General features: G+C 71.7%; 9 protein-coding genes and 1 riboswitch. Of the genes, 4 read left to right on the top strand and 5 right to left on the bottom strand.

Annotation, left to right across the window (positions count from 1 at the left end; all coding sequences use genetic code 11):
* The first annotated feature begins 80 nt into the window (after positions 1-80).
* Entirely contained in the window at positions 81-1583 is a 1503-nt protein-coding gene (locus AB0F77_RS09445; protein WP_361944030.1) for a M23 family metallopeptidase, read from the top strand.
* A 71-nt stretch (positions 1584-1654) separates the two neighbouring features.
* On the opposite strand, the gene pcrA is transcribed toward AB0F77_RS09445, so the two are convergent.
* Complete coding sequence (gene pcrA / locus AB0F77_RS09440) at positions 1655-4183, bottom strand: DNA helicase PcrA (protein WP_361944027.1); 2529 nt, start codon at positions 4181-4183, stop codon at positions 1655-1657.
* 345 nt (positions 4184-4528) lie between these two features.
* Positions 4529-4697: riboswitch (cyclic di-AMP (ydaO/yuaA leader) on the top strand.
* Positions 4698-4705: 8 nt separating this feature from the next.
* On the opposite strand from pcrA, the gene AB0F77_RS09435 reads away from it, so the two are divergent.
* Positions 4706-5911, top strand: a complete 1206-nt coding sequence (locus tag AB0F77_RS09435) for an NlpC/P60 family protein (protein WP_361944024.1) — start codon at positions 4706-4708, stop codon at positions 5909-5911.
* Between the two features lie 187 nt (positions 5912-6098).
* Entirely contained in the window at positions 6099-7082 is a 984-nt protein-coding gene (locus tag AB0F77_RS09430; protein WP_361944021.1) for a hypothetical protein, read from the top strand.
* A 15-nt stretch (positions 7083-7097) separates the two neighbouring features.
* On the opposite strand, the gene AB0F77_RS09425 is transcribed toward AB0F77_RS09430, so the two are convergent.
* Positions 7098-7451, bottom strand: a complete 354-nt coding sequence (locus AB0F77_RS09425; protein ID WP_361944018.1) for a hypothetical protein — start codon at positions 7449-7451, stop codon at positions 7098-7100.
* A gap of 418 nt (positions 7452-7869) precedes the next feature.
* Here AB0F77_RS09425 and AB0F77_RS09420 point away from each other — a divergent pair, with 418 nt between their 5' ends.
* Entirely contained in the window at positions 7870-8916 is a 1047-nt protein-coding gene (locus tag AB0F77_RS09420; protein WP_361944015.1) for an NlpC/P60 family protein, read from the top strand.
* Between the two features lie 41 nt (positions 8917-8957).
* On the opposite strand, the gene AB0F77_RS09415 is transcribed toward AB0F77_RS09420, so the two are convergent.
* The 3 genes from AB0F77_RS09415 to AB0F77_RS09405 all read right to left on the bottom strand — a co-directional run bounded on the left by AB0F77_RS09415 (position 8958) and on the right by AB0F77_RS09405 (position 13754).
* Positions 8958-11729, bottom strand: coding sequence for an N-6 DNA methylase (locus tag AB0F77_RS09415; protein WP_361944012.1), 2772 nt, complete (start codon positions 11727-11729; stop codon positions 8958-8960).
* 55 nt (positions 11730-11784) lie between these two features.
* Positions 11785-12429, bottom strand: coding sequence for an RloB family protein (locus AB0F77_RS09410; RefSeq protein ID WP_361944009.1), 645 nt, complete (start codon positions 12427-12429; stop codon positions 11785-11787).
* Positions 12430-12500: 71 nt separating this feature from the next.
* A complete protein-coding gene (locus AB0F77_RS09405; protein WP_361944006.1) occupies positions 12501-13754 on the bottom strand; it encodes an ATP-binding protein in 1254 nt (417 codons plus the stop codon).
* Positions 13755-13805: the final 51 nt, after the last annotated feature.

Raw genomic sequence — 13805 nt, 5'->3', positions numbered from 1 at the left:
GATTGTCGCGCCCGTCTACCGCCGGGTACAGTCGCCGCACTGCTCTGGCAGCCCCTGTTGTCGAGGCGAAAGAGAAGTTGGTGAACGACCGTCACCCGTCGGGGACCATGACCACCCCGGCTCCGGCGTCCGATGCCGCCTCGGCGCACTACGCGTACAGCAGACACGACGCCCAGTACGGCGACTTCACCACCTACGGCGGCTACGACGCGAACGGTTTTCCCACCGGCGCCCCCGCCACCGCCGGCTTCGAGTCGGACCCCCTCTTCGGCGGCCTTCCGGGTGACGTCCACACCGGCGCGTACGACACCACGCACTGGTCGACCGGCAGCCACCAGACCACGGGGTACGACCCGTACGCCGCCCAGCAGCAGGCCCTCCACGACAGCGGCGCCTACGACAGCGGTACCTTCGACGGCACCGCCTGGGCCGTCCCCGCGCAGGCCACGGTCGTCGACGCCGGCCAGTGGGACGCCACCGCCTGGGCCCAGACCCAGCCCGCCGACCCCACCCAGCAGTGGGAGTGGGGCACGCAGACCTTCGAGACCGGCGCGTACGACGCCACGCAGTGGAACCCGGACGGCACGGACCCGGCCGCCGACCCGTACGCGCTGCACTCCGCGCCGACCGAGTCCTACGAGCAGCCGCACCTCACGTACGAGGACACCCCGGCCCACACGGACCCGACGTCGTACGACGAGCCGTACGACGAGGAGCACTCCTACGACGAACAGGCCCCGCTGGACGCCGAGTCGGGCGCCACCGGGGAGATGCCCCCGGTGGCGTCGCTGCTGGAGGACCAGGAAGAGGTCGTCCCGGTGCCGCGCGCCGGCTCGCGCAGCGCGTCCCGCTCCCGCCGGCGTACGCCCGCCAAGCGCTCCGCGCTGCTGACCGTCGCCGTGCCCTCGGCCTGTGTGATGGGCGTGGCCGGAATCGCCGCCGCCTCCGTGGGCACCACGGGCGGCGAGGGGACCGAAGCCGCCACCACCGCCTCGGACGTGCGGGCGGTGCAGCCGTCCGCCGCCAACAACAAGCTGGACACCCAGCTCGAAAGCCTCTCGGCGGGCGCCGACGACTTCGCCGACCGGGCCAGCCGCACCCAGGAGCGCATCGACCTCAAGGCGCAGCAGGCCCTGGAGAAGAAGCGCGCGGCGGAGGAGGCGGCCCGCAAGGAGCGGCTGCGCCCCAAGTTCGCGCTCCCGGTGCTCCAGCACGGTCTGAGCGCCTACTTCGGCCAGGCCGGCATCAACTGGATGTCGGTGCACACGGGCATCGACTTCCCGGTTTCGTACGGCACGACGGTGATGGCCGCGACGGACGGCACCGTCCGCACCCAGTGGAACAGCGCCTACGGCAACATGCTGATCCTGACGGCGAAGGACGGCACGGAGACGTGGTACTGCCACCTCTCCAGCTACCGCGTCCCGTCCGGCACCGTCGTCAAGGCCGGTGACCCCATCGCGTACTCCGGGAACTCCGGCAACTCCACCGGCCCGCACCTGCACTTCGAGGTGCGGCCCGCGGGCGGGGCAGCGATCGACCCGCTGCCGTGGCTGCGCAGCCACGGCCTCGACCCCGGCTGAGCCGGCCCCGAGCCGTCACGCGAGGACCGCGGTGACCCGCGGTCTTCACCCCTCACCTCATCGCCCGTCGGCTACAGCTTCTCCACCGGCGCGTAGCGCAGCACGAGCCGCTTCGGCTTGCCGTCGCCGAAGTCGATCGTCGCCTGCGCGTTCTCGCCCTCGCCCGTCACGACGACGACCGTGCCCAGTCCGAACTGGTCGTGCGTCACCCGGTCGCCGACGGACAGGGCCACCACCGGCTTCTGCGTGGCGCGCTTCGTCGCGAACCCGGACGCGCCCGACGCCGAGGAGCGCGAGCGGGTCGAGGAGAGCGAGGCCGCGATGCCGGACGCCGGTCCTGAGGACACGGGCGCGGTGGCGCCCGTGCGCTTCCACTCCATGTGCGCGGCCGGGATCTCCTCCAGGAAGCGGGAGGGCGGGTTGTACGACGGCTGGCCCCAGGCGCTGCGGACCGTCGAGCGGGTGAGGTACAGCCGCTCCCGCGCGCGGGTGATGCCGACGTACGCGAGGCGCCGCTCCTCCTCCAGTTCCTTGGTCTGGCCGAGGGCCCGCATGTGCGGGAAGACGCCGTCCTCCATGCCGGTCAGGAAGACCACCGGGAACTCCAGGCCCTTGGCGGTGTGGAGGGTCATCAGTGTGATGACGCCGGAGCCGTCCTCGTCCTCGTCGGGGATCTGGTCGGAGTCGGCGACCAGCGCGACCTGCTCCAGGAAGTCGGCCAGCGTGCCGCCCAGGGCGGCGGCGCCCGGAGCGGGGGCGGCGGCGTCCGGTGCCGCCGCGCCCTCCCCGCGCTCCTGCTCGAACTCCAGGGCGACGGCGGCGAGTTCCTGGAGGTTCTCGATCCGGGTCTCGTCCTGGGGGTCGGTGGAGGACTGCAACTCGGCGAGGTAGCCGGTGCGTTCGAGGACGGCCTCCAGCACGGTCGCCGGTCCGGCGCCGGACTCGACGATCGTCCGCAGGTCCTCCATCAGCGTGTTGAAGCGCTTGACGGCGTTCGAGGAGCGCGCGGCCATGCCGTACGCCTCGTCCACCCGGCGCAGGGCCTGCGGGAAGCTGATCCGCTCGCGCTGGGCGAGGGCGTCGATCATCGCCTCCGCGCGCTCGCCGATGCCGCGCTTGGGAACGTTGAGGATGCGGCGCAGCGGCACCGAGTCCTCGGGGTTGGCGAGCACCCGGAGGTAGGCCAGGACGTCCCGGACCTCCTTGCGCTCGTAGAAGCGGACGCCGCCGACGACCTTGTAGGGCAGGCCGACGCGGATGAAGATCTCCTCGAAGACACGGGACTGGGCGTTGGTGCGGTAGAAGACGGCGACGTCGCCGGACTTCGCCCGGCCCGCGTCGGTGAGGCGGTCTATCTCGTCGGCGACGAACTGCGCCTCGTCGTGCTCCGTGTCGGCGACATAACCCGTGATCAGCGCGCCCGCGCCCGCGTTGGTCCACAGGTTCTTGGGGCGGCGGGACTCGTTGCGCTCGATGACCGCGTTGGCGGCGGACAGGATCGTCTGTGTGGAGCGGTAGTTCTGCTCCAGGAGGATCGTCGTGGCGTCCGGGTAGTCCTCCTCGAACTGCAGGATGTTGCGGATCGTCGCGCCGCGGAAGGCGTAGATCGACTGGTCGGCGTCGCCCACGACGCACAGTTCGGCCGGCGGGAGGTCGTGCTCGCTCGGCGGTGTGTCCTCGTCGTGCTCGCGGGTGCCGACGAGTTCGCGCACGAGGGCGTACTGCGCGTGGTTGGTGTCCTGGTACTCGTCGACGAGGACGTGCCGGAAGCGGCGGCGGTAGTGCTCGGCGACGTCCGGGAAGGCGCGCAGCAGGTTGACCGTCGTCATGATCAGGTCGTCGAAGTCGAGGGCGTTCGCCTCGCGCAGCCGGGACTGGTACAGGGCGTACGCCTGGGCGAGGGTCTTCTCAAAGCCGTCGGTGGCCTGCCCCGCGAAGTCCTCCTCGTCGATCAGCTCGTTCTTGAGGTTGCTGATCTTGGCGCTGAACGACTTCGGCGGGTAGCGCTTGGGGTCGAGGTCGAGGTCACGGCAGACGAGCGCCATGAGCCGCTTGGAGTCGGCCGCGTCGTAGATCGAGAACGACGACGTGAAGCCGAGCTTCTTGCTCTCGCGGCGCAGGATGCGCACGCACGCGCTGTGGAAGGTCATCACCCACATCGCGTTCGCGCGCGGGCCCACGAGCTGCTCGACGCGCTCCTTCATCTCGCCCGCGGCCTTGTTGGTGAAGGTGATCGCGAGGATCTGGCCGGGATGCACGTTCCGCTCGCCGAGGAGGTGCGCGATGCGGTGGGTGAGCACCCGGGTCTTGCCGGAGCCGGCGCCGGCGACGATGAGCAGGGGGCTGCCGGCGTGGACGACGGCCGCGCGCTGGTTCTCGTTCAGCCCCTCCAGCAGGGCCGCCGCGTCGAGCGCCGGACGGGGGGCGCCGCCGCGGTAGTACGCGTCGCGGTCCGGGGGCGCGTCGAACTTCCCGCCGAACAGATCGTCCGGAAGCGGCTCCGGAGCGTGATCGTCCTCGGGCGGGGGCGGAGGTTCCTCCTCGGACCCGTGGGGGGCCTGGAGGTTCGCCAGGAAGCTTTCGTCAAAGAGGCTGCTCATCGCTCTCCGAGTCTAGGGCGCCCCACTGACAACCCGCCGCCACCCCGGGAACATCCCCGGATTCCGCGTCCGCACGACGCCCGTCCCACCGCCCACGACCACCCCCGGGTCGCCCGGTCACGGTGCGCGACGGGTCGCATACCACGAGGTGGGAGCCGTGGACGGGAGATCAGAAACGAACAAATCACCCTCGATCGCAGCACATCGATCACGTCCCGCCCCACCTTGACCAAAGGTCACGAAAATGTATCGGGCATATCACCCATCAACCTTCACAGGCGCCACACGAGTTGGCTACCGTTCCGGGCGGGCCGTACGACCTCCACCGGCGAACGACGCCGGGCCGCGCGGCCTCCGTCGAGTCCGGACGCCTGTGGGGCGGCCGGAGCCGGGGACCCACCGACCTTGGGGTGAATCGGCCCAACTCCCTTCGGGGACCGGGCCGTAGGGCAACCCTTCCGAACCACCCGCCCGAACCCGACAGCTAACTCGGTAGGCGGAACATGGAAGGAGTCGCCTCCTTTGGCGTCGCACCGCAAGTCCCGCCCCGCCGGTCCGCGCATCGCGGGCATGGGGACGCCCGTCCTCGCCACCGCCGCCCTCACCTCCGTGGCCCTGCTCTCCCAGACCGCCAACGCCGCACCCTCGACACCCTCGACCGACGGCAGGCCGAGCGTCGAGGAGGTCCAGAAGAAGGTCGACGACCTCTACCGCCAGGCCGAGTCCGCGACCGAGAAGTACAACGCGGCCAAGGAGCAGACCGGCAAGCAGCGCAAGCAGGTCGACACGCTCCTGGACGACGTGGCCCGTCGTACGGACGAGCTCAACAAGGCCCGCGAGGAGCTGGGGACGTTCGCCGCAGCCCAGTACCGGACCGGGGCCGCCGCGCCCGACACGGCCACGTTCCTGCTGGCCGACAGCCCCCAGGACTACTTCGACCAGTCCCAGCTGATGAACCGGATGACCTCCCGGCAGAAGCAGGCGGTCGACGACTACGTCACCCAGCAGTCCGCGACCATGAAGAAGCGGCAGGAGGCCACCAAGAGCCTGGAGACGCTCGACAAGTCGCAGAGCGAGCTGCGGACCGCCAAGGCGATGGTCCAGAAGAAGCTGGCCGGCGCGCGTGAACTGCTGTCCGACCTGACGGCCGAGCAGAAGGCGCGGCTCGCGGCGATCGAGAAGCAGAAGCAGGAGGAGGCCGCGCGGCAGGCCGCGGAGCTGGCCGAGAAGCAGGCGGCGGAGAAGGCGGCCCAGGAGAGCGGCGAGGCGTCCGCGTCGACGGGGACCTCCGGCTCGACGGACACCTCCACGTCGGACACGTCGGGGTCGTCGGACACCTCGGGATCGTCGGGGTCGGGTTCCTCGTACGCCTCCAAGGCCGACCAGGCGCTCGCGTTCGCCCGCGCGCAGATCGGCAAGCCGTACGTGTGGGGCGCCACCGGGCCGGACTCGTACGACTGCTCCGGCCTCACCCAGGCCGCGTGGCGGGCCGCCGGCGTCACCCTTCCGCGCACCACGTGGGACCAGGTGAACGCGGGCACCACGGTCTCCCTCGCCGACGCGCAGCCGGGTGACCTGATCTTCTTCTACGACGACATCAGCCACGTCGGCCTCTACATCGGCGACGGCATGATGATCCACGCCCCCAAACCGGGCGCCTACGTCCGCGAGGAGTCGGTCTACTACGGCGGCGCCTCCATCATCCACAGCGTGGTCCGCCCGGCCTGACCGGAGGAACCCGGGCGGGGCCGCCGGAGAAACGGATCCCGCCCGGACCCGCGCGTCGATTCGGGCGGCCTCCCCGTGCGTACCGGACGCCGCGCGCCCACGGGACGCGTCCCGCATCGGCGGGTTTTCGACGGGTGCCCGCGTGTGGGCGGGAGCGGAGCCGGGTGGTGATCCTTAGCATCGGGACATGTCCGGTTTCTCCCCTCTTCGTGTCTGGTGGACGCGGCGCCCGCCCGCCGCGGGGGCCGCCGTGATGGCCACCGGGATCCTGTCCGTGGGGCTGGAGCTGGCCGGGCACGCGTTCCTGTCCCGGGTCTTCCTGGTGCTGGCCTGCGTCGCCTGGCTCGCGCTCGCCGTGACCTTCGTGACCGGGCTGCTGCGGGAGCGGACGCGCTGGACGGCCGAGGCACGGACACCGGACGCGCTCACCGCCGTGGCCGCCACCGCCGTCCTCGGCATCCGGTTCTCGCACTTCGGCGCCCAGGGTGTGGCCGAGGCCCTGCTGGCGCTCGCGGCCGTGCTCTGGCCCGTCCTGCTGCTGCTCGCCGTACCGCGCTGGGGCCGCCGTATGCACGGCGGGGTGTTCCTCGCCTGTGTCGCCACCCAGGCGCTCGCCGCGCTGGCCGCCACGATCGGCGGGGCCGTGGCCACGGCCTGGCTCGCGCACGCCGCGCTGGTGCTGTTCTGGCTGGGCCTCGTCCTCTACGGCCTCGCCCTCACCCGCTTCGACCCGCGGCAGCTGACGGAGGGCGCCGGCGACCAGTGGATCGCGGGCGGCGCGCCGTCCGTCTCCGCGCTGACCGGAGCGGCGCTGCTCACGGCGGACACCCCGCGGCTGTACCTGTGGAACGAGGACGACCAGGACGTCCTGCGCAAGGTGACCGTCGTCCTGCTCGTCCTCGACCTGACCTGCTACGTCGTCCTGCTGGCCGGCGAACTGCTGCGGCCCCGCGCGCGTCGTGACGTGCGCAACTGGGACGTGCGCCGCTGGGCGACCGCCTTCCCGATGGGTATGACGGCGGCGGCCACGCTGTCGGTCGCCGCCGCCGTCGGCGTCCCCTGGCTCAGGGGCCCGGGGCAGGCACTCGTGTGGATCGCCGTGGCGGTGTGGGTCGCGGTCGCCGCGGGCGCGCTGCTGACGGCCCGCGCCGCGATCGGCTCCGCCCGCTGAGAGCGCCGCCGCACCTCACGTCCACAGCACCGCGATGAAGACGTTCACCACCGTCAGCAGGCCGACCAGCCCGAACAGCCGCTTGTCGACCGTCTCGTCGTCCCGCTTCACATAGACGAGCCCGAGGATCACGATCAGCACGGCGAGCTTCACGCCGATCTTGACGGTGTTGACGTGGTGGTCGTCGGCCTGGTTCAGACCGACCAGGACGACACCGGTCACCAGCATCGTCAGCGCGCCGTGCAGCATCGCGGGGACGAAGCGGGCGGTGCCCTTGCCGATCGACTTCATCTGGGTGAGGAAGCCACCGAGGAGCGCGGCGATGCCGATGATGTGCAGGCCGACGAAGAGATGGATGAGTACGTCCATGGCTCCGGAGCCTAGCCAGAGGCCCACGTGACCCCGGTCACCGCCCCCACCTCCGGCCCCCACCTCCGCACACTCCCACAGAGCGCATATATGCGCCGCATAGCATCTCGCGGCCCCCGCCCGGCCCGGAACCGCCGCTTCGGTCATCACTCCCCGTGAAGTCGGCGGCTCCCGCCGCGGATCACGGTCGCATACGGTCACCCTCGGTCCCCTGCCGCCACTTCCGTACATGGCGTTACCGGACCGACACCATCGGCCTAGCGTCCTCCCCCAGGTGACCGGCTCCCCAACGCCGCCCGGGCCAGGGGCGGCCGCCGGCCACCACCGCCGAGAAGTCCGGCGGCGGCCCGCTCCCCCTGTGCGGGCCGTCGCCGGACGCCCCGGCGGGACGGCCCGACGGAAGGACGTGAAGGTCCAGGTGGCAGCCCACCGAAAGCCCCGGCAGCACTCGCTCGGCGGTCGTACGGCCCGGAAGGCCGCGACCGTGGCCCTGGCGGGCGCGGCCACCGCGACGGCCTTCGACGGGACCGGCCACGCCGAGCCGCGGCCGACGACGGCGCAGGTCGAGGCGAGGGTGGACCAGCTCTACCAGCAGGCCGAGGCCGCCACCGAGAAGTACAACGGGGCCAAGGAGAAGGCCGACGCGGCGCGGCGGCGGCTGAAGGCGCTGAGCGACGAGGCCGCCCGCAGGGAGCTGCGGCTCGACACCGCGCGCGAGGCGCTCGGGACGATGGCGGCGGCTCAGTACCGCAGCGGCGGCCTCGACCCCGCGGTCCAACTGGCGCTGTCCGACGACCCGGACCGGTACCTGGACGGGGCCGCGTTCGCCGAGCGGGCGGGTGACCGGCAGTCCCAGGCCGTGACGCGCGTGCGCGGGCAGTTACGGGAGATCGAGCGGCTGCGCGGCGCCGCTCGCGTCGAAGTGGCCTCGCTGAAGTCCCGGCAGGCCGAGCTGAAGCGGCACAAGCGGACCGTGACCGGGAAGCTGTCCGAGGCCCGCCGGCTGCTGGCCCGGCTGACACCCACGGAGCGCGCCCGGGTCACGGACGGCGGCACCTCCGTCTCACGGCCCGCGTCGGACGCGCACGGCACGGGTGCTCCCGCGGCGGCCCCCGACTCCCGCGCCGCGGCGGCCGTCGCCTACGCCCACGGCAAGCTCGGCAGCCCCTACGTCTGGGGCGCGACCGGCCCGAACGCCTTCGACTGCTCGGGCCTCGTCCAGGCCGCGTACCGCTCCGCGGGCGTCTCCCTGCCCCGCACGACCTACGCCCAGATCAACGCGGGCCGCCGCGTCTCCCGCTCCGAACTGCGCCCCGGCGACCTGGTGTTCTTCTACTCCGGCATCAGCCACGTCGGCATCTACGTCGGCCACGGCCGCATGATCCACGCCCCCAACCCCTCGGCCCCGGTCCGCGTGGCCCCGATCACCGAGATGCCCTTCGCGGGGGCGGCGCGGGTGGCATGAGACCGACCGCCGCTCCGTCCAAGCCGATTTCCGCCGGAACATCAGTTCGCGAAGGCCACCGACGTCCGGTCGGACTGGAGGTCGTTGATCATCGTCTTCTTGATCAGCTCCAGCTTGGCCAGTTGGGCGTGCCGCAGTTCGCGCTGCTCGGCCAGGGCGGACATCACCTCGACGACTCGCCGCTGCTCCGCAAGGCCCGGCAGCTCGATCTCGACGTTCCGCAGCCGCCCGGCGGGCAGGTCGTAGAGCCCGTCACGGCTCTCCCGCGCCTGCGCGTACAGACGGGGGTGCACCGAGCGGTGGGAGAGCCACACCGCCAGATAGCCCGGCAGGAGGCGTGTGGTGTCGCACGAGAGCCTCATGACGCTCCCGCCGTACGTGGCGCCGTGCGGTTGTCCGTCCCAGACGACCGCACGGTAGCCCCGGCCCGCCATGACGCGGGACGTGAGCAGGACGTCACCGGCGGACAGCAGTTCCGAGGGCCTCGGCGGGTTCTCCGGGCGGCGGTGGCGCATGCCCGTCGCCACGAATCCCCGCTCGGTGAGGTGCTTGGCCTCCACCGCGGGGGCGCCGTCCGGTTCCACGGTCAGCTGCCCGGACGTACCGGTCCTGGCGGCCGTGACGACGTCCCCGAGGAGACAGCGCTCGACACCGTCGGCCTCGGACGCGGCGTCCAGCACCGGCAGCAGGACCATCAGCTCGTCCACGTCCAGCTTGGCCAGCGCCCCGTCGACGGTCTTCTCCGTGTCCGTCAGGGCGTAGATGCGCTGTACCGTCCGCTGCCGTCCCTCCGCCACGCTCGTGTCGCCCGCCGTGGGGAAGTCCCACGCGCTCTGCTGCGACCACGGGTTGTTCTGGAGGAAGCCGACGCTCGGGCCCGTCAGCTGGGATTCGATCTCACGGAACGACAGGCCGTACTTCTCGTACCACCCCCGGTAGGTCTCGACGAGTTCGGCCCGCCTCGCCCCGACAAGGGCGTCGATCCGCGCCGTCAGGCCGTCCCCGAGGACGGACAGATCACCGGCGGGCGGCAGCAGACGGCCGCGCCGGGTCCAGGTCCTGAGCTGGGGCCCGGACTCACGCCACCAGTCCGTGAAGACCCCGGAGAGCGCCTGCGGTGCGAGGATGTCCGGCTCCTCCGTCAACTCCCGCCAACTGGAGGACAGTACGAGCCTCAACCGGCCCGTTCGCCCGTTGTCCGCGCGGTCGCCGTCCCGCTTCGGCGCGAACTCCGTGATGGCCCGCTCGGCCCGCTCCCACCACGCGCCGACCGCCGCCCGCAGCCGCTGCTCCCGCTCTCGTGCGAGGTCCGCAAGCCCGCGGTCGTCCGGCCTCTCGCCCGGGGGCGGGAAGTCCATGTACTCCGGATCCCCGTAGCGCGGGACGAAGAGCTGCCGAGGGGTGATTCCGTAGGCGTCCAGCAGCGCGCCCTTGCCCTTGATCTCGGCCACGGGCATCCCACCGCTCATATGGGCGCGCAGGTCCTGCGGCTCCGGCAGGGGAGCGCTGTCCACGTACCGGCGGATGTCGAGGCTGTCGCCGTGGTCCGAGAGCCGCTCCCGGTCCACGACCCGGGCGAATCGATCGACGTCCGTGAAGTCCCGCACCGCGGAGGCGATCCTCTCCACGTGCTCCGGCCGCATGTGGTTCTGGGCGGCCCCCTGGTGGTACTCGCGCGAGGCGTCGACGAACAGCACCTTCCCGCGCCGTTCCGGGGCCTTCCGCCCGGGTGCGCGCAGCAGCAGCACACAGGGCGGGACGGTGGCCGAGGAGAAGAGGTTGGGCGCGAGACCGACAACGGCCTCCACCACGTCGGCGTCCAGCAGCGCGGAGCGTGTCGCCTGGTCCCGTCCGCCGCGGAACAGCGCGCCGTGCGTGACCACCGTGCACACCGACCCCCCGCGCCCATCGACCAGTCCGAGCATGTACTGGATCAGCGCCCAGTCCGCCGGTCCCTTCTCGGAGACCGGCCCGTACGGCGCGTGCCCCCGCAGTGCCTGCGCCTGGTCGGGATGGAGGAAGAGACCGAACGGCGGCACGCTGAGCACCAGGTCGCACTCACTCGCGCCCGGCGGACCGGGCGACAGGGAGTCGCCGACCTCCAGGCGGACGTCCTGGATCCGGTGGAGAGAGAGGTTCAGGGCGGCCAGCTCGGCGGTCGGCCGGCTGACGTCCTGTCCGACGAGCGCCAACCGCCGGGCGTCACCTCCCTGTTCGTCCACGTACCGCTCGGCGTGCAGCAGCATGCCGCCCGTTCCGCAGAAGGGATCGTGGATGCGCATGCCTTCCCGCGGCCGGGAGATCTCCGTCAGCAGGTGCACCAACTCGCGAGGGGTGTAGTGCTCTCCCGAATGGCGTGCCGCGGCCTCGGACTCCTTGAGGAAGGTCTCCATCACGTCGCCGAGCATCTCGGGGTAGGCGAGGGCGTCGAGGCCGAGGTCCACGCCGCGGAAGACGTCCATCAGCTCTGCCTGCACGGTCTCGGCGGTACGGCTCACCGTGACGGCGGCCCGGCGGAGGAACTGTGCGAGCAGCGCATCGCCCTCGCCTCCCAGCCGGCCCTCGTTCAGCAGCGCGAGTGCCCGTTCCTCGAAGAGACGGGAGAGCGGGCCGCCCGGACCGCTGTCCGGCGGCCCGGCGGGGGCTTCCCGGAACCCGGCCGACGGCGCGTCGTCGAGCGTGGCCCGCGACAGGAGCAGCGCGAGGGCCACGTCCCGCCGCTCCCGGGAATCGATCAGCGCTCGGGGCGCCGCCGCCATCGCCCCGCGCAGAGCATGCTCCACCTGCTCCGGCAGGGTGAAGTTCACGGCCATGTGTCTCCCTCGTCCCTCCCTGTACCGCCCCGTGCCTCCCCCGAGGGCGGTCGGGTCAGTAGTCGACCACGTCCAAGCCCTCCTCGACGAAACGCCAGACGTCGGTGTAGGGGTCCCAGCGGTTCTGGTCGGAGGAGGTGTGCGCGGCGTTGATCCGCTGCGCGTACTGACGGGCCTTCTTGTAGTTCTGCGCCAGCTGGCCCGGTCTGACCCTCTTGGCGTCCTCCGGAGAGACGCCCCGGGCGTGGGCGCCGTACGTCTGGAGGAAACCGGGCTGCCGCTTGAGACGGCCGGCGACGTCCTCGCAGACCCCGCCGAACGTGCTCGTGTAGTTCTGGTAGTGGAGGAGGCGCCACAGCTCGAAGCAGGGGTGGGAGTAGGCGACGCGCACCCCCGCCTTCTTCGCCCGGGAGAAGGCCGTAGGAATGTCCTTGTGCTGGTCCCTGTCGAAGAGGCACCAGACCTGGGGCCAGTTCCAGTCGTCGGCTTTCAGGCCGGCCTTCTTGGCGGCCCGCTGCACCTCGTCCAGCTTCTCGATGGCGTCCTCCACGAGTGGCAGGGGCTTGCGGCGGCTCGGCGACACCGCGGCGTTCTCGATGAAGTGATTGACCGTGCGGCCCTGCTGCGCGCGGGTGCCGTGCTCCATCACGTACTCGACGAACTCCGGCTCGGTGACCTCGCCCTCCGTGAAGACGTACACCTCACGAGGCCGCTCCCCGGCTCGTGGCCTCCTGCCCCGGCTCACGCCGTCCCGCCCCTTGTCCCTCGCCATCAGGAACGCTCTTCCTCCTCTGCCAGTGCGGTGAGCATCTTCCGGCCGATCTGTCCCTGCGTCACGCGCGGGACCGCGCCGAACGCGCCCGCGAGATAGGAGTCGCTCAGGTCCTCTTCGGGCCCCGGGGCGACGTCGCTCAGCGGATACAGCTCCGTGGCTCCGCCGTCGTCCTTCTCCGTCAGCCAGATCTGTCCCGGCTCCAGCGGGCGCCCTCCCCGTGGGCTCTTGAGGAGCGAGGGGTCGTGCGAGGTGAAGACGAGCTGGGCGCCCCTGATGTTGACCCACGGAGCCTGGAAGAGCCGGACGACCTCGGCGGCGAAGCGGGGGTGGAGGCTCGCGTCCAGCTCGTCGATGAGCAGCACCGCGCCCCGGTCCAGCGCCAGCAGCAGCGGTCCGATCAGCGCGAACCACGAGCGCGTGCCGAACGACTCGTGCTGCCAGTCGAAGGGCACGACCTGGCCGCCGTCGCTTCCGTGGAGCAGCCGCACCCGGGGGCTCCGGCCGGGCTGGTGCTCCACCTCGGCGCCCTGGATGCCGAGGTCGGCCACGCGCAGCAGTTCCTCGATCCGGTCCCGGGTCCTCTCGTCGAGGAGCTCACGAGCCGTGAACGCCTCGCGCTGGCCGCGCTCGGTCTCCGGAGTGATGGCCCAGAGGTTCTGGTTGAACCACTCGTAGATCCGGGTGAGTTGGGGGTGGTTGTCGCTGGCCGCCCTGCTGAGCAGGAGGGCGTTGGGACGCGTCGTGCGGGCGAGCAGGGCACGGTCCTGGATGCGCTCGCCCGGGAAGTCGAAGACGGTGGCCCGCGCGGCGTCGCGGTCCAGCCACACCTGACGCCGTCCCTTCGGATACGCGTGCAGCCACTCGGACTCCACCCTCGTCGCGCCGAGCTCGAACCCGTACGTCCACCGGACCCCGTCCTCCAGGACGAAGTCGGCTTCGTAGAAGGTGCTTTCGGCGGCCGACTTGGGATCGAGCGCGAACTCCTCACGGGGGATGCTCCGGTAGGACGTCCACCGCCCGTACGAGTCGAGGACCGCCTCCCTCATCTTCATGAGGGCGGTGATGACGTTCGACTTGCCGGAGGCGTTGGCGCCGAAGATGCCGAGCACCGGATAGACCTGGAGCGACTTCCCGTCGGACAGGGGGAGTGCGCGCGCCCCGTCCGACTCCTCGCCCTGCGGCACGACGAAGGACAGCTCCTGCTCGTCCCGCAGCGATCGCACGTTCGCCGCGCGGAATCTCAGCAGCATGCCGTCCTCCTCCCGTCTCGCACAGCGTAACCGCGTGATCGCGTACGCGGG

Origin of the sequence: Streptomyces sp. NPDC026672, from assembly GCF_040638185.1 — a bacterium.
Lineage (GTDB): Bacteria > Actinomycetota > Actinomycetes > Streptomycetales > Streptomycetaceae > Streptomyces.
Note: the sequence above shows the minus strand (reverse complement) of the source record. Positions and strands in the feature narration are given on the sequence as shown.